Source organism: Pseudomonas sp. TH15, from assembly GCF_016651105.1.
In the GTDB taxonomy this organism is placed as follows: Bacteria; Pseudomonadota; Gammaproteobacteria; order Pseudomonadales; family Pseudomonadaceae; genus Aquipseudomonas.
Genome location: NZ_JAEKEL010000001.1, coordinates 1,030,028 through 1,049,772 on the forward strand (window position 1 = coordinate 1,030,028; position 19,745 = coordinate 1,049,772).

Below are 19,745 nucleotides of genomic sequence, written 5' to 3' on the forward strand. Positions count from 1 at the left end.
TGCTGCGCACGCCCCCTGGAGCCTTATGCCACGCTGCTTTTGGTGTTCCGAAGATCCGCTATACATGGCTTATCACGATCAGGAGTGGGGCACGCCGCTACGCGATGCGCAGGGATTGTTCGAGTTGCTTTTGCTCGAAGGGTTCCAGGCCGGCCTCTCATGGATCACTGTGCTGCGCAAACGCGAGCGTTATCGCGAGGTGTTGTTCGGCTTTGACGTGCAACGTGTGGCGCAGATGAGCGACGCGGAAATCGCTGAATTGATGCTTGACCCCGGCATCATCCGCAACCGTCTCAAACTCAACGCGGCCCGGCGCAATGCCCAGGCCTGGCTGGCGCTGGAGGACCCGGTGGGGTTTCTCTGGTCGTTCGTTGGCGGTAAACCCGTGATCAATCATTTCAAGGATCGCAGCCAGGTGCCGGCCGTGACATCGGTCGCTGTGGAGATGAGCAAAGGCCTGAAAAAGGCTGGTTTCACGTTCGTCGGCCCGACCATTTGTTACGCGCTGATGCAGGCCTCGGGCATGGTCATGGACCACACCCAGGATTGCGATCGCTACGCGGTGCTGGCGAACGGCGGTTAGAATGGCCGCCTCGCACACAGCACAAGATCAGGAGTGACCTGTGGATAAGTTTAAAGGCGCCTTGCTGGTAGGCGCTCTGCGGCTGTTTGCCCTGCTTCCGTGGCGGGCAGTGCAGGCGGTGGGCTCGGCCATTGGCTGGGTGATGTGGAAAACCCCCAACCGTTCCCGCGATGTGGTGCGGATCAACCTGGCCAAGTGCTTTCCAGAGATGGACCCGGCCGAACGTGAACGCCTGGTCGGCCAGAGCCTCAGCGACATCGGCAAGTCCCTGACCGAAAGCGCCTGCGCCTGGATTTGGCCGGCCCAGCGCTCCATCGACCTGGTGCGTGAAGTCGAAGGCCTCGACGTATTGAAGGACGCCCTCGCCTCCGGCAAAGGTGTGGTCGGTATCACCAGCCACCTGGGCAACTGGGAAGTGTTGAACCACTTCTATTGCAGCCAGTGCAAACCGATCATCTTCTATCGTCCGCCAAAGTTGAAGGCTGTGGACGATTTGCTGCGCAAGCAGCGCGTACAGCTGGGTAACCGCGTGGCCGCTTCCACCAAGGAAGGCATCCTCAGCGTCATCAAGGAAGTGCGCAAAGGTGGTGCAGTGGGCATCCCCGCTGACCCGGAACCGGCCGAATCCGCCGGGATCTTCGTGCCGTTCTTCGCCACCCAGGCATTGACCAGCAAGTTTGTACCGAACATGCTCGCCGGCGGCAAAGCGGTCGGCGTGTTCCTGCATGCCCTGCGGCTGCCGGATGGTTCGGGGTACAAAGTGATCCTCGAAGCCGCGCCCGAAGCCATGTACAGCACGGATACCGAGACGTCCTGTGCCGCCATGAGCAAGGTGGTCGAGCGCTATGTCGGGGCTTATCCGAGCCAATACATGTGGAGCATGAAGCGTTTCAAGAAGCGTCCACTCGGCGAAGAGCGCTGGTACTGACGTTAATGGCACGATCTGTGGATAATTTCTTGTAGGTCAAAATTATCCACAACAGGTTCAATCAAGGGCGCAGAAGATGTCCGACCACCGCAAATCATTTCGCATCAAAATCAGTCACGAAAGCTTCGGCGAGTGCCTGGGGCAAACCCGTAACCTCTCGACGACGGGTGTGTACGTCAAGCACCCGACCCTGTCGGCCTTGCCCAAGGGCACGGTGGTCTTCGGCCAGGTGCAAGGTTTACCCACAGGCGCGCCGCGAGTGCGCATGGAAGTGGTGCTGGTGGATGCCGAAGGGATTGGCCTGCGCTATCTCTGATTAGCGAGCCTGACGCTCAAGCTTCTTCAGAAACACCGTCATTTCCTTCTCTGCCTGCTTATCGCCATGAGCGCGGGCGGCTTCCAGGCCTTGCTCCCACGCCTGACGTGCCGCCGCAAAATCTGCCAGCGCCAAGTGCGCCTTGCCCAACAGCTTCCACGCCGCCGAATACTTCGGATCGAACTCGACGCAACGCTGGAAATGCTCCGCCGCTTTCGCGTTTTCCCCAAGATCCAGATAACCCTTGCCGAGGCCGAAGCGCAGCAAGGCGTTATCCACACCCTTGGCGAGCATTTTTTCCAGGGATTCGATCATCAGTGGATTCCTTGTCGAGGTGGGTCAGGAGTTGATCTGTTTTAGTGAGGCCGCCTTCGCGAGCAAGCCCGCTCCCACAGTAGATCTACAGTGAACGCAGGTTTGATGTACGGTCGAAATCACATGTGGGAGCGGGCTTGCTCGCGAAGAGGCCCGCCCGGCCAGCGCAAATATCGGATCAGAAGAAGCTAAGCCCCACATGAAACAGCTTCTCCACATCCCGAATATGCTTCTTATCCACAAGGAACAGAATCACATGGTCGCCGGTTTCGATCACTGTATCGTCATGGGCGATGATCACTTCTTCATCACGAATAATCGCGCCAATCGTGGTGCCCGGCGGCAACCCGATATTCTCGATCGCCTTGCCAATCACCTTGCTCGACTTCGCATCGCCATGGGCAATCGCCTCGATGGCTTCCGCCGCGCCACGGCGCAGTGAGTGCACGCTGACGATATCGCCACGGCGCACGTGAGCCAGCAAGGTGCCGATGGTCGCCAGTTGCGGGCTGATAGCGATGTCGATGTCGCCGCCCTGGATCAAATCCACGTAAGCCGGGTTGTTGATGATCGTCATCACCTTCTTCGCGCCCAGCCGTTTGGCCAGCAGTGACGACATGATGTTGGCTTCGTCATCGTTGGTCAGGGCCAGGAAGATGTCGGCGTCGGCGATGTTCTCTTCCAGCAGCAAGTTGCGGTCCGACGCGCTGCCCTGCAACACCACGGTGCTGTCGAGGGTGTCCGAGAGGTAGCGGCAACGTGCCGGGTTCATCTCGATGATCTTCACCTGATAGCGGCTTTCGATGGCTTCGGCCAGACGTTCGCCGATCTGCCCGCCGCCGGCGATGACGATGCGCTTGTAGCTTTCATCGAGGCGGCGCATTTCGCTCATGACCGCGCGAATGTTCGCTTTGGCGGCGATGAAAAACACTTCGTCGTCGGCCTCGATCACCGTATCGCCCTGGGGCAGGATCGGCCGGTCGCGCCGAAAAATCGCCGCTACGCGGGTTTCGACGTTCGGCATGTGTTCGCGCAACTGCCGCAGTTGCTGGCCCACCAACGGACCGCCGTAATAGGCCTTCACCGCCACCAGTTGCGCCTTGCCTTCGGCGAAGTCGATCACCTGCAAGGCGCCGGGGTGTTCGATCAGGCGCTTGATGTAGTTGGTGACCACTTGTTCCGGGCTGATCAGCACGTCAACGGGGATCGCGTCGTTGTTGAACAGCCCGCCGCGCGTGAGGTACGCGGCTTCGCGGACCCGGGCGATCTTGGTCGGGGTATGGAACAGGGTGTGGGCGACCTGGCAGGCGACCATGTTGGTCTCGTCGCTGTTGGTCACCGCCACCAGCATGTCGGCGTCGTCGGCGCCGGCCTGGCGCAGCACGGTCGGGAACGAGGCGCGGCCCTGCACGGTGCGGATGTCCAGCCGATCACCGAGGTCGCGCAGGCGTTCGCCGTCGGTGTCGACCACGGTGATGTCGTTGGCTTCGCTGGCCAAGTGTTCCGCCAGCGAACCGCCGACCTGCCCGGCGCCGAGGATGATGATCTTCATCCAGTCACTCCCTTGAAATCCGGTTATCCGCGCGCAGCGGCAATCTTGATCAGCTTGGCGTAGTAGAACCCGTCGTGACCGCCTTCCTGGACCAGCAATTGGCGACCATGAGGTTGTTTGATCCCCGCCGTAATGGCGAGGTCGAGTTCACGGGCGCCCGGCGTGCGAGCGAGGAAGGCTTCGATGACTTCGGTGTTCTCGGTCGGCAACGTGGAGCAGGTGGCGTAAAGCAGAATCCCGCCCACTTCCAGAGTTATCCACATGGCATCGAGCAATTCGCCCTGAAGCACCGCCAGCGCGGCGATGTCGTCGGGTTGGCGCGTCAGTTTGATGTCCGGGTGACGACGGATCACGCCAGTGGCCGAGCATGGCGCGTCCAACAGGATGCGCTGGAACGGCTTGCCGTCCCACCATTTCTCGGTGTCACGGCCGTCGGCGGCGATCAGTTCGGCGCTCAGGCCCAGGCGTGCGAGGTTTTCCCGCACCCGCACCAGACGCTTGGCTTCCAGGTCCACGGCGACGACGCCGGCCAGTGCCGGCTCGGCTTCAAGGATGTGACAAGTCTTGCCGCCCGGCGCGCAGCAGGCGTCGAGCACCCGTTGGCCTGGCGCCAGGTCCAGCAAGTCGGCGGCCAGTTGTGCGGCTTCGTCTTGCACGCTGATCCCGCCCTCGGCGAAACCCGGCAGGCTGCGCACGTCGGTGGCGGCTTCGAGGATGATGCCATCGCGGCTGTAAACGCAGGGGCTGGCGGCGATGCCCACGTCACTCAGCAACCCGAGATACGCATCGCGGGTCTGATGGCGACGGTTGACCCGCAAAATCATCGGCGGGTGGGCGTTGTTCGCCGCGCAAATGGCTTCCCACTGTTGCGGCCAGAAGGCTTTCAGGGATTTTTGCAGCCAGCGCGGGTGAGCGGTGCGCACCACCGGGTCGTGCTCCAGCTCCGCCAGCAGCGCTTCGCTTTCCCGTTGGGCGCGACGCAGCACAGCGTTGAGCAAAGCTTTGGCCCAAGGCTTCTTCAGCTTGTCGGCGCAACCGACGGTTTCGCCGATGGCGGCGTGGGCCGGGACGCGGGTGTAGAGCAGTTGATAGAGGCCAACCAGCAACAACGCCTCGACATCGGCATCGGCGGCTTTGAATGGCTTCTGCAACAACTTGGCCGCCAGCGCCGACAGACGCGGCTGCCAGCGCGCGGTGCCAAACGCCAGGTCCTGGGTGAAGCCGCGATCACGGTCTTCGACCTTGTCCATTTGCGTCGGCAGGGAACTGTTGAGTGAGGCTTTTCCGTTAAGAACAGCGGCAAGTGCCTTGGCGGCGGCCAGACGTGGGTTCATTGAGCGTCTGCCACGTGACCGAGCACGGTGCCGACGGCGAATTTCTCACGGCGACTGTTGAAGAAGTCGCTGAAGTTCAGCGCTTTGCCGCCGGGCAACTGCAGACGGGTCAGGCACAGAGCATGTTCACCGCAAGCGACGATCAAGCCGTCCTTGCTGGCGCTGAGAATTTCACCTGGCGCTCCCTGCCCTTCGGCGAGGCTCGCGGCCAGCACTTTCAGCGCTTCGCCATTTAGCGTGCTGTGGGTGATCGGCCATGGGTTGAAGGCGCGGACCAGGCGTTCCAGCTCAACCGCCGGGCGGCTCCAGTCGATGCGCGCTTCATCTTTGTTCAATTTGTGAGCATAGGTGGCGAGGCTGTCGTCCTGCACTTCGCCTTCCAGGGTGCCGGCAGCGAGGCCGGCAATCGCATGGATCACGGCCGGTGGGCCCATTTGCGCCAGACGGTCGTGGAGGCTGCCGCCGGTGTCTTCACCGGTGATTGGCGTGGTGACTTTCAACAGCATCGGCCCGGTGTCGAGGCCCAGTTCCATGCGCATCACGGTCACGCCGCTTTCGCTGTCGCCCGCTTCAACGGCGCGCTGGATCGGCGCCGCACCGCGCCAGCGTGGCAGCAAGGACGCGTGGCTGTTGATGCAACCCAGGCGTGGAATATCCAGCACCACTTGCGGCAGGATCAAGCCGTAGGCGACCACTACCAGCAAATCCGGCTTCAATGCGGCCAGTTCAGCCTGAGCGTCTTCGTTGCGCAGGGTCGGCGGTTGCAGCACCGGAATGTTGTTTTCCAGAGCCAACTGCTTGACCGGGCTCGGCATCAACTTTTGCCCGCGGCCCGCCGGACGGTCCGGTTGGGTGTAGACCGCGATGATCTCGTAAGGGCTGTCGAGCAGGGCCTTGAGGTGTTCGGCGGCGAATTCCGGGGTGCCGGCAAAGACGATGCGCAGTGGCTCAGTCATGAAGAAGGTCTCGCAAAAGAAAAAGGCTTGCCGCAGCAAGCCTTTGAAAGGAGGGCATCAAGCGTTCTGGCGATGGAGCTTTTCCAGTTTCTTCTTGATTCGGTCGCGTTTGAGGTTGGACAGGTAGTCGACGAACAACTTGCCGTTGAGGTGGTCGCATTCGTGCTGGATGCACACGGCGAGCAGGCCTTCGGCGATCAGTTCGTAAGGCTTGCCGTCGCGGTCCAGGGCCTTGATCTTGACCTTCTGCGCACGATCGACGTTTTCGTAGAAGCCCGGCACCGAGAGGCAGCCTTCCTGATACTGCTCCATCTCGTCGGTCAGGGTTTCGAACTCGGGGTTGATGAACACCCGTGGTTCGCTGCGGTCTTCGGAGAGGTCCATCACGACGATACGTTTGTGCACGTTGACCTGGGTCGCGGCGAGGCCGATGCCTGGCGCTTCATACATTGTTTCAAACATGTCATCGACCAACTGACGCACTTCGTCGTCCACTACGGCCACAGGTTTGGCGATAGTGCGCAGGCGCGAGTCGGGAAATTCGAGGATGTCTAAAATGGCCATAAGCTTAATTGCTGCACATGTGAGGTAAAGTCGGGTCGATGGCCTGGCGGGTCCGAAGATGCAGGCTACCGTTGTAAAACGTAGCTCCCTTCTTCGAGAAGAGCCAGGAGCGAGCCACGGGGGCTCTGGCGTTTTACGCGAACGCACATAATAAAGGGATTCACCGCATGAGGAAATCACTACTCGCCTTGCTCCTTCTGGCCTCGGCCGGTTTGGCGCACGGGCAAGTGCAACTCAAGGAAGGTTTTCCGCAGCAATACACGGTGGTACGGGGGGACACACTTTGGGACATCTCCGGGAAATTCCTCCGGGAACCGTGGAAATGGCCCGAGCTTTGGCAGGTCAACCCGCAGATCCAAAACCCCAATCTCATCTATCCGGGCGATTTGCTGACCCTGACCTACGTCGATGGCCAGCCACGCCTGACCCTCAATCGCGGCGAGTCCCGCGGCACCATCAAACTGTCGCCACGCATCCGCAGCAGCCCGGTGGCCGACGCGATCCCGAGCATTCCGCTGCAATCGATCAACAGCTTTCTGCTGAGCAACCGTATCGTCGACAAGGTCGAGGACTTCGACAAGGCGCCGTACATCGTCGCTGGCGATGCGGAACGGGTGCTCAGCGGCACGGGTGACCGGATCTTCGCTCGCGGGCATTTCGACCCGAACCAACCGGTGTACGGCATCTTCCGCCAGGGCAAGGTTTACACCGATCCGCAGAGCAAGGAGTTCCTGGGGATCAACGCCGACGACATCGGAGGCGGTGAAATTATCGCGACCGAAGGCGACGTCGCCACGCTGGCGCTGCAACGCACCACCCAGGAAGTGCGCCTCGGCGACCGTTTGTTCACCGGCGAGGAACGGGCGATCAACTCGACCTTCATGCCCAGTGCACCCAAAAGCGAAATCAACGGCTTGATTATCGATGTGCCACGCGGCGTCACGCAGATTGGCGCGATGGACGTGGTCACGTTGAACAAGGGCCAGCGGGACGGTCTGGCCGAAGGCAACGTGCTGGTGGTGATGAAAACCGGCGAAACCGTGCGTGACCGTGTGACGGGCCAACCGTTGAAAATTCCCGATGAACGTGCCGGTTTGCTGATGGTTTTCCGTACCTACGACAAACTTAGTTACGGTTTGGTCCTCAGGGCAACGCGTTCCTTGGCGGTGATGGATAAGGTGCGAAATCCTTAGCCTGCTCCACAAGTTACCAACAGAGTTATCCACAGCTTATTCCCGTTTGAACGGGGCTCATAACGATCAAGGATGATCCATGTCGCTCTCTGCTGTTACACCGGTTTCCCCTGCGGAACTGGAGGCTCGCTTACGTCTTCATCGCTTGCCCGAACTCGGACCTGCGCGATTTAAAAAACTGCTGGAAGCTTTTGGCTCAGCGTCAAAAGCCATCAGTGCGCCGGCCAGCGCCTGGCGTTCGCTGGGCTTGCCCGTCGCCTGCGCGGAAGCCCGGCGCAGCAATGAAATCCGCGACGGAGCAAGCCACGCATTGGCCTGGCTAGAGCGTCCGGGCCAGCATTTACTGATGTGGGACCAGCCTGACTACCCGGCATTGCTGGCGCAGATTCCTGACCCGCCACCGTTGCTGTTTGTCGCGGGTGACCCGCTGATTCTGGAAAAACCGCAACTGGCGATGGTCGGCAGCCGCCGCGCTTCGCGTCCGGGGATGGACACCGCGGCGGCGTTTTCCCGCAGCCTCGCCGGTGCCGGTTTTGTCATCACCAGTGGCTTGGCGCTGGGCATCGACGCCGCGGCGCACCAGGCGGCTTTGGACGTTGGCGGGCAAACGGTAGGTGTGCTTGGCACGGGTCTTGAAAAGTTTTATCCACAGCGCAACCGACGGCTGGCGGACGCCATGATTGCCTCGGGTAGCGCGGTGCTTTCGGAGTTCCCGCTGGACGCCGGCCCCACCGCCAGCAACTTTCCCCGGCGAAACCGGATCATCAGCGGTTTGTCCCTCGGCGTGCTGGTGGTCGAGGCGAGTGTCGCCAGTGGTTCGTTGATTACCGCCAGGCTCGCCGCAGAACAGGGACGCGAGGTGTACGCGATTCCAGGTTCGATCCACCACCCCGGCGCCAAAGGCTGTCATCAACTGATCCGCGACGGGGCGATGCTGGTGGAAACCATCGAGCATATCCTCGAAGCCCTGCGTGGCTGGCAGCAATTGCCGTTATCCATGGCCGCTCCGTCGACGACTCATCCATTACTCATGTTGCTCCACGCGGCGCCCCACACCAGTGAGGCGTTGGCTCACAGCAGTGGCTGGGCGTTGCCGAAAGTGCTGGCGGCGTTGACGGAGCTGGAAATGGATGGCCGGGCGACCTGCGAAAGCGGGCGCTGGTTTGCCAGGGTGAGCTAGGTTTTATAAGGAAGATCGGTAAACTGCGCAGAGCCTTATTCTGGAGAGTTTTTTCATGGTCAACAGTTGGCGTGTGCAGCAAGCCGCACAAGCAATTCGCGCAGGAGCGGTGATTGCCTACCCAACCGAAGCAGTCTGGGGCCTGGGCTGCGACCCTTGGGACGAAGAGGCGGTGGATCGTCTGTTGATGATCAAGGGCCGATCGGTGGGTAAAGGCCTGATTCTGGTGGCCGACAACATTCGCCAGTTCGACTTCCTGTTCGACGACTTCCCTGAACTGTGGATGGACCGCATGGCCAGCACCTGGCCGGGGCCGAACACTTGGCTGGTGCCGCACCAGAATCTGTTGCCGCAATGGATTACCGGCGTGCATGAAACGGTAGCGCTGCGGGTCAGCGATCACCCGTTGGTGCGGGATTTGTGTGCAGTGGTCGGGCCACTGGTGTCGACGTCCGCTAACCCACAGGGCCGGCCGGCGGCGCGCACGCGGATTCGCATCGAACAGTATTTCCGCGGGCAGCTTGATCTGGTGATGGGTGGCAATCTGGGTGGGCGCAAGAATCCGAGTGTGATTCGTGATGTGGTCACCGGCAACATCGTGCGTCCGGCCTGATACCGAGTTGCCTCATTCGCGAGCAGGCTCGCTCCCACAGTTGAAATGCGTTCCAAAGGTGGGAGCGAGCCTGCTCGCGAAGGGGCCGGTCAAGGCAACAGAATTGTTGAACCTGTCGTCCGTCGCGCCGACAACTCGGTCTGCGCCTTCGCCGCTTCAGCCAATGGATACTTCTGGCTGATGTCCACCTTCAACTTGCCGCTGATGATCATCTCGAACAATTCATCCGCCATGCGTTGCAGGTTTTCGGCATTGTTGGCGTAGGTCGCCAGGGTTGGCCGGGTCACGTACAGCGAACCCTTCGCCGACAGAATCCCCAGGTTCACCCCGTCCACCGCGCCCGACGCATTGCCGAAACTCACCACCAGACCCCGAGGCGAAACGCTGTCCAGCGACGTCAGCCAGGTGTCCTTGCCCACGCCGTCGTACACCACCGGGACTTTTTTCCCGTCAGTCAATTCCAGCACCCGTTGTGCGACGTTTTCGTGGCTGTAATCGATGGTCGCCCAAGCACCGTTGGCCTTGGCCAGTGCAGCTTTCTCCGGTGAACTGACCGTACCGATCAGCTTCACGCCCAACGCCTTGGCCCACTGGCAGGCCAGCGAACCGACACCGCCGGCAGCGGCGTGGAACAGGATGGTTTCGCCACCCTTGAGTTCATAAGTCTGACGCAACAGGTACTGCACGGTGAGGCCCTTGAGCATCACACCGGCGGCTTGTTCGAAGCTGATCGCGTCGGGCAGGCGCACCAGGTTGGCTTCGGGTAATACGTGAACCTGGCTGTAGGCGCCCAATGGGCCGCTGCCGTAGGCCACGCGATCGCCGACCTTGAAGCGGGTGACTTCGCTACCGACGGCTTCGACCACGCCCGCGCCTTCCGAGCCCAGGCCCGACGGCAGTGCCGGCGGCGGATAGAGGCCGCTGCGGAAATAGGTGTCGATGAAGTTCAGGCCGATAGCCTTGTTGGTCACGCGCACTTGTTGCGGGCCGGGCTCGGCGGGTTCGTAATCGACATACTCGAGCACTTCGGGGCCGCCATGGGCGCGGAACTGGATACGCTTTGCCATCAGAACTCTCCTTAGGTCTTAGCTTTTAGAGGTGTAGCGCGAAGCTCCCTATCGGACTCCTAACCATGATCTTCGTCAACTGCGGTGGAGCAAGGTGCGGTGTTATCCTACGCAGCAATTTGCCGCCGGCCATTCGTGCGCCGTGTAGCTTTGCCCGATTCAAGGTGATGACATGACGACCCGCACCGAGGCCGTAAAAGCCTACCTGCTCGACCTGCAAGACCGCATTTGCGCCGCCCTGGAAGCCGAGGACGGCGGCACGCGCTTCGTCGAAGACGCCTGGGCCCGGCCTGCTGGCGGTGGCGGTCGTACCCGAGTGATCGAAAACGGCATAGTCATCGAAAAGGGTGGCGTTAACTTTTCCCACGTCTTTGGCAGCGGTCTCCCACCGTCCGCCAGCGCCCATCGGCCGGAACTGGCCGGGCGCGGCTTCGAAGCGCTGGGCGTGTCCCTGGTAATTCACCCGCACAACCCGCATGTGCCGACTTCCCACGCCAACGTGCGTTTTTTCATCGCGGAAAAAGAAGGTGAAGAGCCGGTCTGGTGGTTCGGCGGCGGCTTCGACCTGACCCCTTACTACGGCAATGAAGAAGACTGCGTGCACTGGCACCGTATTGCCGAACAGGCCTGCGCGCCGTTCGGGCCGGACGTCTACCCGCGTTACAAGGCCTGGTGCGACACCTATTTCCACATCAAGCATCGCCACGAGCCTCGGGGCATCGGCGGCCTGTTTTTCGATGACTTGAACGAGTGGGACTTCGACACCAGTTTCGCCTTCATGCGCGCCATCGGTGACGCGTTCATCGACGCATATCTGCCGATTGTGCAACGCCGCAAAAATGATGCGTTCACCGCCAAACAACGTGAATTCCAGGAGTTCCGCCGTGGCCGTTATGTCGAGTTCAACCTGGTCTACGACCGCGGCACGTTGTTCGGTCTGCAATCGGGTGGTCGTACCGAGTCGATCCTGATGTCCCTGCCGCCGCAAGTGCGCTGGGGCTATGACTGGAAAGCTGAGCCGGGCAGCGAAGAAGCGCGCCTGACCGAGTACTTCCTGCAAGATCGCGATTGGTTGGCCAAGGCCTGAGAGGAGTCCTGATGGATCGTTACGTCGTATTCGGTAACCCGATTGGCCACAGCAAGTCGCCGCTGATCCATCGTCTGTTCGCCGAGCAAACCGCTCAGAAGTTGGACTACAGCACTTCGCTGGCGCCACTCGATGACTTTTCCGGGTTTGCCCAGGCATTTTTCCTTCACGGTCGTGGGGCGAATGTCACCGTGCCGTTCAAGGAAGATGCTTATCGCCTGGCCGACAGCCTGACCGAGCGCGCGCAGCGAGCCGGGGCGGTGAACACCCTGAGCAAACTGGCGGATGGCAGCCTGTTGGGCGACAACACCGACGGTGCCGGACTGGTGCGCGATCTGACGGTCAACGCCGGTTTCAGCCTCAAGGGCAAACGCATCCTGCTGTTGGGTGCCGGCGGTGCGGTACGCGGGGCGTTGGAACCGTTGCTGGCCGAACAACCGGCGTCGGTGATCATCGCCAATCGCACAGTGGAAAAAGCCGAGCTGCTGGCGGAGTTGTTTGCCGATCTGGGGCCGGTGTCCGCCAGTGGTTTTGACTGGTTGCGCGAGCCAGTGGACCTGATCATCAACGCGACGTCTGCCAGTCTGTCGGGTGATGTACCGCCGATTGCCAGCAGCCTGATCGAACCGGGCAAGACCGTGTGCTACGACATGATGTACGGCAAGGAACCGACTTCATTCTGCCGCTGGGCCAGTGAACACGGCGCGGCGGTGGCGATGGATGGGTTGGGGATGCTGGCGGAGCAGGCGGCGGAAGCCTTCTACCTGTGGCGCGGAGTGCGCCCGGACACAGCGCCGGTGCTGGCCGAACTGCGCCGACAGTTGGCGCTGTAGCTTTTGTGGCGAGGGAGCTTGCTCCCGCTGGGTTGCGCAGCAGCCCCCCTTCTATTTTTCTGATACACCACGGTTGCTGAGTTTACGACCGCTTCGTGGCCGAACGGGGGCAAGCCCCCTCGCCACAAGTTATGCGTTTTTCATAGAAGTGGTGTTTTAGTCTTCGAAACGGATCGGGCACTTATCCGCCCCTTCCAGCTTCCTCAACTCCTCCACCACCGGCGGCCGCGCGCCGCGCAAGGTCAGGCTGCGATCCTGTTTGAGCAACCGCCGCGCTTCCTGGTGCAGCATTTCCACACCCGAATAGTCGATGAAATTGATGTGCTGCGCCTCGATCACCACCTTCGCGCCGTGCATCCGTTGCAGGCGCACTTGCAGGTAATGGCTGGCACCAAAGAAGATCGAGCCGCCGACCCGCAGGATGTCTTCATCCCCATCGCGCCAGTGCTGTACCCGCGGTTGCGAGGTGCGTTTGAGGTAGAAGAACAGCGAAGCCAGCACCCCGGCGTAGATCGCCGTCTGCAATTCCAGCAGCAACGTGGCGACACAGGTCAGGGCCATGACCACGAATTCGGCGCGGCTGACTCGCAGCAACGCGCGAATGCCGCGATGGTCCACCAACCCCCAGGCGATCAACAGAATGCTGCCGGCCATGGCCGGGATCGGAATGTGAGCGATCAGCCCGGCGCCGAAGATGGCGAACAGCGCCACCCACAACGCCGAGAACACCCCGGCCAGTGGCGAGCAGGCGCCGGCCTCGTAGCTCAGCCCCGAACGGGTGAAGGACCCGGCTGACAGCGAGCCGGAAAAAAACGCTCCGACAATGTTTGATAAACCCTGGGCGCGGACTTCCTGGTTGGCGTCGAGCAACTGCTGTGAGCGGGCCGACAAGGAGCGGGCAATTGAGAGACTCGTCACCAGTCCGAGCATGCCCACGGCGACGGCACTCGGCAGCAGGCGCAGCACCAGTTCCAGATCCAGCGGCAACGAACTGAAGGGCGGTAAGCGCCCGACAAACGCGCTGACCAATTTCACATGGCCGAACATCGCGGGCCAGAGCCACACCAGCACACCGCTCAGGATCAGGGTGATCAATAGCGTCGGCCAGCGGGGCAGCAACAGTTTCAAGACAATCCCGACAGCGACCGTGGCAAGGCCTAGCACCAGCGAAGGTTTATCCACAGCCCCGAGGTGCGTGATCAAAGTCACCAGGCTGTTGAGCGCTGTGGCCTGGTTGGGCAAGTCGAGCCCCAGCAGATTCGGCATCTGCCCGATGGCGATCACCACTGCCGCCCCGAGGGTAAAACCCAGTACCACCGAGTGCGAGACGAAATTCACCAGTGCGCCGAAACGCAGCATCCCCAGTAGCCACTGGAAAATGCCGGCCAGGAGCGTAAGAAGCAGGATCAGCGTGATGTAGTCCTGTGACGCGGGCACGGCCAGAGGACTGACGCTGGCGTATAGGACGATGGAAATAGCCGCTGTAGGACCGCAGATCAGGTGCCAGGACGAACCCCACAAACAGGCGATCAGCACCGGGATGATCGCGGCGTACAAGCCGTATTCCGGTGGGAGACCGGCGATCAACGCGTAGGCAATGGATTGCGGCAACGCGAGAATAGCGCCGCTGAGACCGACGATCAGGTCACGACCGACGCTGGCGCGGGTCTGCCGTGGCAGCCAACTGAGAAACGGGAAGAGTGAATGGCGGCTGGGGAAGGCCATGGGTCCTCTCGGTTGGGGTTTTCAGGCAAGCCTATCAGGACACAGCAATCATTGTGGGAGGGGATTCATCCCCGTTCGGCTGCGCAGCAGTCGCAAAACCATCGCATTCGGTTTACCTGATACACCGTGAATACTGGATTTGGGGCCGCTGCGCAGCCCAACGGGGATAAATCCCCTCACCACAGGAAGTGGGTCAACTGTTGGTTATCGTTACAACTTGGCTTTGACTGCGCCTAACGCATCCTGCCCGTCCACGGTCTTCACCCCGTCCAGCCATTTATCCAGCACCGCCGGATTCGCCTTGATCCACGCCTTCACTGCGTCCGCATTGCTGACCTTCTTGTTCACCACTTCGGCCATGATGCTGTTTTCCATTTCCTGGGTGAAACTCAGGTTGGTCAGCAGCTTGCCAACGTTCGGGCAGGCCTGTGCATAACCTTTACGGGTCAGTGTATAAACCGCGCCGGTGTCGCCGAAGTATTTCTCGCCGCCCTTCAGGTAATGCATTTTCAGCTGCACGTTCATCGGGTGCGGCGTCCAGCCGAGGAAGGTCACGAACTTCTGTTTCTTCACCGCGCGGGACACTTCGGCCAGCATCGCCTGCTCGCTGGACTCGATCAGCTTCCACTGGCCCAGCTCGAAGTCGTTCTTCTTGATGATGTCCTGCAGCGAAATATTCGCCGGAGCGCCGGAGCCGATGCCGTAGATCTTCTTGTCGAACTTATCGGCGTATTTGTTCAGGTCGGCAAAGTTATGCACACCCGCGTCCCAGACGTAATCCGGCACGGCCAATGTGAACTCGGTGCCGTCGAGATTCTTCGCCAATTGAGTCACGTCGCCGGTGGCGACGAACTTGTCATAAAAGCCCTGCTGCGCCGGCATCCAGTTACCCAAAAACACATCGACCTGGCCATCCTTCAGACCACCAAAGGTGATCGGCACCGCCAGTGTGTCGACCTTGGCCTTGTAGCCCATGCCGTCCAGCAGAAACCCGGTGATGGCGTTGGTCGCGGCGATGTCGCTCCAGCCAGGGTCGGCCATTTTCACCGTCTCGCAGCTCTGATCGGCGTAAACCGATGCACTGCCCAGAGCCAGAAGCCCGACCGTCAGTACTGTGGATAACCTTTGCATGGACTTCCCCTTCACATTATTGGTTTTGGCAGGGTTGTGGATAACGTGCTTTGCGCTCCAGATCATCAAGGTCGATGTGGTTGCGCATGTATTGCTGACTGGCGTCCACCAGCGGCTGGTGATCCCAGCTCTTCAGCTTGCCGATGGTCAGGGCGTCGGCGACGAAACGCCGACGTCGCTGGCTCGCGAGCACCTGTTGGTGGATCGCCGGAATGTCCCATTTGGCCCGCGCTTCGGCGAGAAAATCTTCGAACAGTGGCCGATGTTGCGGCGACTGGCTGAGTTCTTCTTGTTCACGCGGGTCGTTGTGTACGTCGAAGAGTAGGCAAGGGTCGTCTTCGCTGTAGATGAATTTGTAGGCGCCGCGCCGAATCATCATCAACGGGCTGATAGTGCCTTCGGCCATGTATTCGCCGAACACTTCATCGTGACCGCCCTGCCCTTGCAGGTGCGAAACCAGTGAGCGGCCGTCCAGCGGCAGGCCCGGCTCCAGTGAGCCACCGGCCAGTTCGACAAAGGTTGGCAGCAGATCCGCGGTAGAGACTGCCGCACTGACCCGGCCCGCTCCGAATTGTCCCGGAGCACTTATCAACAGGGGGACACGGGCAGCCATTTCAAACCAGTGCATTTTGTACCAGAGGCCACGCTCACCGAGCATGTCGCCGTGGTCGCCGGAGAAGACGATGATGGTGTCATCGATCAGTCCGGTTTCCTCGAGTGTTTCCAGGAGTTTGCCGACGTTGCTGTCGATATAGCTGCACGCACCGAAGTACGCCCGGCGCGCATCGCGAATCTTATCCACAGGCAGAGGCTTGTCCCACAGGTCGTAAACCTTGAGCAAACGTTGGGAGTGTGGATCGAGTGCAGTCTGGGCCGGCGTCTGTGGCAGCGGGATGTCGGCGTCGTCGTACATATCCCAAAAAGCCTTGGGAATCGTGTACGGGTCATGTGGGTGAGTCATCGAGACGGTCAGGCAGAACGGCTGATCGCCATCCTCGCGAATGTGATCGAACAGATATTGCTGGGCCTTGAACACCACTTCTTCGTCGAAATCGAGCTGATTGGTTCGCACGCAGGGCCCGGCTTGCAGCACTGAAGACATGTTGTGATACCAGGTCGGACGCACGTCCGGTTCGTCCCAGTTCACTGACCAGCCGTAGTCGGCCGGGTAAATGTCGCTGGTCAGGCGTTCTTCATAGCCGTGGAGTTGGTCCGGGCCACAGAAGTGCATCTTGCCCGACAGCGCGGTGCGGTAGCCGAGGCGACGCAGGTAGTGGGCATAAGTCGGTACGTCTGCGGGGAAATCGGCCGCGTTGTCGTAGGCGCCGATCTTGCTCGGCAACTGACCGCTGACCAAGGTAAAGCGCGACGGCGCGCAGAGTGGGCTGTTGCAATACGCGGCGTCGAACACCACGCCTTCGGCGGCGAGGCGGCTGAGATTCGGGAGTTTGATTGGCGAAGGGCCGTAGAACGGCAACATTGGCGCGGCCATCTGATCGGCCATGATGAAAAGAATATTCTTGCGCTTCATGTGATCGCGGCATTCCATAGTGAATATTTATGCGAGAGTGCTGCGATCGAGCATGTAGTCCATGCCTTTTGCGGTAAAGCCCATGCACGGCAATGACTAGGATAAGCACAGCTTATGTATGACGCCCTTGGTGATTTGTCTCTCGACTTGCTGCGTGCCTTCGAGGCGGCGGCCCGTCAGCGCAGCTTTACCGCGGCGGCGGTGGAGCTTGGCACCACGCAACCGGCGATCAGTCAGCAGATCAAACGGCTGGAAGAACAGCTCACTACGCGCCTGTTTGATCGCATCTATCGTGGTATCGAGCTGACGGAGGCGGGGGCGATTCTTTTCGAGCAAGTTCAGCTCGGTTTACAGAATATCGACGCAGGATTGACTGCGATCAGCGCACAGCAGTCCCACGAAGTGCTGCAAGTCGCCACCGATTTCGCCTTCGCCGCCTATTGGTTGATGCCACGCCTGCACCGTTTTCACGAAGCCAATCCCCAAGTCGATGTCAGCCTGGTCACCAGCGAACGCAATCACAACATGTTGCGTACCGATATCGACGTGGCGGTGCTGTTCGGTGACGGGCGCTTCAAGCAAGGCGAAAGCCATTGGTTGTTCAGCGAGGAAGTGTTCCCGGTGTGCAGCCCGCTGTTGTTGAAGGACCGTCCCCTGCCCTTGCCGGTCCAGTCGTTGCTCGATTTTCCACTGCTGCATCTGCGTGGGGAAAACAGCAGCAACTGGTTCGACTGGAGCGGAGTGTTCCGAGAGTTGGGGATAACCTCGGCGCCGGCACCGGGACAGCTGCGTTTCGACAATTACACGTTGTTGATCCAGGCGGCGATTGGCGGCCAGGGCGTGGCCATCGGTTGGCGGCACCTTGTGGATAACTTATTGGCCCAGGGTTTGTTGTGTCGGCCGATTGCCGACACGGTGATTTCACGGCTGGGTTATTACGTTGTCTTGCCTCAGCGCAAACGTCGTGGTGTGTTGATTAAACAGTTTGTGGATTGGTTGATGGCAGAACAGGCCACCAGTGCGCAATCGTTGACTGGTTTGCCGTTTCCTTCGATTGCGGTGTGAAAGCGCAAAGATCGCACCTGTAGGAGCTGCCGAAGGCTGCGATCTTTACGGTTCTGAAGCCGCCACAAAACTCACATGTTCACCGACATGCAGGTTCAACCGCAGCTCATCAGCGATCCCGACCGCCACACGATTTAGCCGTCGCAATGGCTCGGCCAGACCCGGCTCAAGGCTGCTGCTGACCTGACTGAAATGCTCGATGGTCAGCCCGGCCACCCCGTGCGGCACATCCACCAACGTCCAGTGCAGATCGCTGCCTTGCAGGGCTTCGAGGATTTCTTCGGCGGCATGGCGCTGAAGGTCATCCTCCACCCCCGGCTCGTCCAATTCCTCAAAATGCCCCACCACAAACAAACGGCCAATGCTGGCGGCCTGCAGACCGTCGATCAATGCATCCACTGCCAGCACCTGCTCGACCGGGCCGGGCACGATGGTTTTCTCCACGTGTTCGCTGCTGATCGGCAGCCCTGGCGCGTCTAGTAGACAGATCACCGCCGAACAACCGGCCACGCTTTGTTTCACTCGTTGGGCGTCGAACAGGTCGCCATTCTTGGTGCGCAGTCCGGGTCGAGGCGCCAGCGCCGTCAGGTCATCGAGAATCGCGATCACTTCATGCTGGCGCCGCAGCATTTCAGCCATCAGCGCACTGCCCAGGCTACTCATGGCACCATAGAGCACCACTTTCACCACCGGGGTTTCGGCATTTTTCATGGCTGAGTTCCTTGTTTCCCACATATATAGCGTGTGACCTGTAGGAAATGGTGAGGGTTCGACCGGATTTCAGGAGAGGTTCAGATGCACAAGGATCACGTCCAACAGGCTCATGCCCAGCAGATCACGGGCTACCACGCTCACGTTTATTTCGACGCCAGCACCATCGATCAGGCACGGGCCTTGTGTGAGCAAGCGGCGCAATTGTTCCCATTGAAGATGGGCCGCATGCACGAGCGCCCGGTCGGTCCGCACCCGGACTGGAGCTGCCAACTGGCGTTTGGGCCGCAGCTTATCGGCGATGTGCTTCCGTGGCTGGTGCTCAATCGCAACGGCTTGGTGGTGTTCCTGCACCCGGACACTGGCGATGACTTGCTCGATCATACGGAGCACGCCGTCTGGATGGGTGCCATCCGCCCATTGGACCTGTCTATTTTCTGATCAGATCGTTTCTTCTGCTTCGCCGGGCAAGTGCTCATCCAGGTGCAGCCAGGGCAGGCGGCTGTCGGTCCAGATGTGCCGGTCGGCTGGAGCCCGCTCTGGATGATCGAGGGTGGCGATGGTCAGGTCGATGCTCTCGGGGCTGAGCAGCGTCAGTAGCGCCACCTGCGCCCCACAGGTCGGGCAGAAAAATCGCGCGCAGCTTTCAGAAGAGTCGTACCGAGTCGGTGTCCCGGCCAGCCATTCAAAGGTCGAGGCGGGCACGGTGATCCAGGTGGTCACGATTCCGCCGCTGACTCGCCGGCAAATCGAACAATGGCAGTGGGCGATGTCGTGCAGCGACCCACGAAACTGATAGCGCAGATGTCCGCAATGGCAGCCGCCGGTATGAATGTCGTCCATGTTTTTACTTCCTGTGCAGTGTTTTCTGACGTTAAGCCCATCCGACGACCGGTTGCCCATCTGGACAATGCTTTCGGCAGCGAAAGCTGGCTGAAAGCTTTCCCCATTAGGATCGCCCCCCACTACCGGCAAGAGACCGGTTGGCCACGCGTGTGTTTTATCGCTCGCATGGCCCAATTAACAACAACAATGGTGATTCTGATGTCCTTTGCTACCCG

Annotated in this window: 21 protein-coding genes; 10 read left to right on the top strand and 11 right to left on the bottom strand. The window is 60.5% G+C overall.

Annotated features, from left to right (window positions below; translation table 11 throughout):
- The first annotated feature begins 25 nt into the window (after window positions 1–25).
- From tag to JFT87_RS04745, 3 genes are all read left to right on the top strand, one after another.
- Complete coding sequence (gene tag / locus JFT87_RS04735) at window positions 26–583, top strand: DNA-3-methyladenine glycosylase I (protein ID WP_201199244.1); 558 nt, start codon at window positions 26–28, stop codon at window positions 581–583.
- A 40-nt stretch (window positions 584–623) separates the two neighbouring features.
- Complete coding sequence (locus JFT87_RS04740) at window positions 624–1,511, top strand: lysophospholipid acyltransferase (protein WP_201199246.1); 888 nt, start codon at window positions 624–626, stop codon at window positions 1,509–1,511.
- A gap of 76 nt (window positions 1,512–1,587) precedes the next feature.
- Window positions 1,588–1,827 (top strand): PilZ domain-containing protein, encoded by a 240-nt coding sequence (locus JFT87_RS04745; RefSeq protein ID WP_201199248.1) that lies wholly within the window; start codon window positions 1,588–1,590, stop codon window positions 1,825–1,827.
- On the opposite strand, the gene JFT87_RS04750 is transcribed toward JFT87_RS04745, so the two are convergent.
- From JFT87_RS04750 to def, 5 genes are all read right to left on the bottom strand, one after another.
- Window positions 1,828–2,145 carry a tetratricopeptide repeat protein gene (locus JFT87_RS04750; RefSeq protein ID WP_201205074.1) on the bottom strand — a complete coding sequence of 106 codons (318 nt, stop codon included), beginning with the start codon at window positions 2,143–2,145 and terminating at the stop codon, window positions 1,828–1,830.
- Window positions 2,146–2,320: 175 nt separating this feature from the next.
- Complete coding sequence (trkA, locus tag JFT87_RS04755; RefSeq protein WP_201199249.1) at window positions 2,321–3,694, bottom strand: Trk system potassium transporter TrkA; 1,374 nt, start codon at window positions 3,692–3,694, stop codon at window positions 2,321–2,323.
- Window positions 3,695–3,717: 23 nt separating this feature from the next.
- Complete coding sequence (rsmB, locus tag JFT87_RS04760; RefSeq protein ID WP_201199250.1) at window positions 3,718–5,028, bottom strand: 16S rRNA (cytosine(967)-C(5))-methyltransferase RsmB; 1,311 nt, start codon at window positions 5,026–5,028, stop codon at window positions 3,718–3,720.
- Window positions 5,025–5,984, bottom strand: a complete 960-nt coding sequence (gene fmt / locus JFT87_RS04765) for a methionyl-tRNA formyltransferase (RefSeq protein WP_201199251.1) — start codon at window positions 5,982–5,984, stop codon at window positions 5,025–5,027. The genes rsmB and fmt overlap by 4 nt, the downstream gene beginning before the upstream one ends.
- A 57-nt stretch (window positions 5,985–6,041) precedes the next feature.
- On the bottom strand, window positions 6,042–6,548 hold the full coding sequence (gene def / locus JFT87_RS04770) for a peptide deformylase (protein WP_201199252.1): 507 nt from the start codon (window positions 6,546–6,548) through the stop codon (window positions 6,042–6,044).
- A 167-nt stretch (window positions 6,549–6,715) separates the two neighbouring features.
- On the opposite strand from def, the gene JFT87_RS04775 reads away from it, so the two are divergent.
- From JFT87_RS04775 to JFT87_RS04785, 3 genes are all read left to right on the top strand, one after another.
- Complete coding sequence (locus JFT87_RS04775; RefSeq protein ID WP_201199253.1) at window positions 6,716–7,741, top strand: LysM peptidoglycan-binding domain-containing protein; 1,026 nt, start codon at window positions 6,716–6,718, stop codon at window positions 7,739–7,741.
- Window positions 7,742–7,820: 79 nt separating this feature from the next.
- Window positions 7,821–8,921: a DNA-processing protein DprA gene (gene dprA / locus JFT87_RS04780; RefSeq protein ID WP_201199260.1), complete on the top strand. Its 1,101-nt coding sequence runs from the start codon at window positions 7,821–7,823 to the stop codon at window positions 8,919–8,921.
- A gap of 55 nt (window positions 8,922–8,976) precedes the next feature.
- Window positions 8,977–9,534: an L-threonylcarbamoyladenylate synthase gene (locus tag JFT87_RS04785; protein ID WP_201199262.1), complete on the top strand. Its 558-nt coding sequence runs from the start codon at window positions 8,977–8,979 to the stop codon at window positions 9,532–9,534.
- A gap of 89 nt (window positions 9,535–9,623) precedes the next feature.
- On the opposite strand, the gene JFT87_RS04790 is transcribed toward JFT87_RS04785, so the two are convergent.
- Window positions 9,624–10,601: an NADPH:quinone reductase gene (locus tag JFT87_RS04790; RefSeq protein ID WP_201199264.1), complete on the bottom strand. Its 978-nt coding sequence runs from the start codon at window positions 10,599–10,601 to the stop codon at window positions 9,624–9,626.
- 172 nt (window positions 10,602–10,773) lie between these two features.
- Between JFT87_RS04790 and hemF the strand changes: the two genes are divergently transcribed.
- A complete protein-coding gene (gene hemF, locus JFT87_RS04795) occupies window positions 10,774–11,688 on the top strand; it encodes an oxygen-dependent coproporphyrinogen oxidase (RefSeq protein WP_201199266.1) in 915 nt (304 codons plus the stop codon).
- Between the two features lie 11 nt (window positions 11,689–11,699).
- Window positions 11,700–12,521 (top strand): shikimate dehydrogenase, encoded by an 822-nt coding sequence (aroE, locus tag JFT87_RS04800; RefSeq protein WP_201199268.1) that lies wholly within the window; start codon window positions 11,700–11,702, stop codon window positions 12,519–12,521.
- A gap of 156 nt (window positions 12,522–12,677) precedes the next feature.
- On the opposite strand, the gene JFT87_RS04805 is transcribed toward aroE, so the two are convergent.
- The 3 genes from JFT87_RS04805 to betC all read right to left on the bottom strand — a co-directional run bounded on the left by JFT87_RS04805 (window position 12,678) and on the right by betC (window position 16,908).
- Window positions 12,678–14,246, bottom strand: a complete 1,569-nt coding sequence (locus tag JFT87_RS04805; protein WP_201199271.1) for a SulP family inorganic anion transporter — start codon at window positions 14,244–14,246, stop codon at window positions 12,678–12,680.
- A gap of 210 nt (window positions 14,247–14,456) precedes the next feature.
- Complete coding sequence (choX, locus tag JFT87_RS04810; RefSeq protein ID WP_201199279.1) at window positions 14,457–15,377, bottom strand: choline ABC transporter substrate-binding protein; 921 nt, start codon at window positions 15,375–15,377, stop codon at window positions 14,457–14,459.
- Between the two features lie 16 nt (window positions 15,378–15,393).
- Window positions 15,394–16,908 (bottom strand): choline-sulfatase, encoded by a 1,515-nt coding sequence (gene betC / locus JFT87_RS04815; protein WP_201199281.1) that lies wholly within the window; start codon window positions 16,906–16,908, stop codon window positions 15,394–15,396.
- A 114-nt stretch (window positions 16,909–17,022) separates the two neighbouring features.
- Here betC and JFT87_RS04820 point away from each other — a divergent pair, with 114 nt between their 5' ends.
- Window positions 17,023–17,973, top strand: coding sequence for a choline sulfate utilization transcriptional regulator (locus tag JFT87_RS04820; RefSeq protein WP_201199283.1), 951 nt, complete (start codon window positions 17,023–17,025; stop codon window positions 17,971–17,973).
- Between the two features lie 45 nt (window positions 17,974–18,018).
- Here the strand turns inward: JFT87_RS04820 and JFT87_RS04825 are convergent, their stop codons facing one another.
- Window positions 18,019–18,684 carry an NAD(P)-dependent oxidoreductase gene (locus tag JFT87_RS04825; protein ID WP_201199285.1) on the bottom strand — a complete coding sequence of 222 codons (666 nt, stop codon included), beginning with the start codon at window positions 18,682–18,684 and terminating at the stop codon, window positions 18,019–18,021.
- Between the two features lie 84 nt (window positions 18,685–18,768).
- On the opposite strand from JFT87_RS04825, the gene JFT87_RS04830 reads away from it, so the two are divergent.
- A complete protein-coding gene (locus tag JFT87_RS04830; protein ID WP_201199287.1) occupies window positions 18,769–19,125 on the top strand; it encodes a DOPA 4,5-dioxygenase family protein in 357 nt (118 codons plus the stop codon).
- On the opposite strand, the gene JFT87_RS04835 is transcribed toward JFT87_RS04830, so the two are convergent.
- The gene (locus JFT87_RS04835) at window positions 19,126–19,527 is read right to left on the bottom strand and encodes a GFA family protein (RefSeq protein ID WP_201199288.1); all 402 of its coding nucleotides are present in this window, start codon (window positions 19,525–19,527) and stop codon (window positions 19,126–19,128) included.
- Window positions 19,528–19,745: the final 218 nt, after the last annotated feature.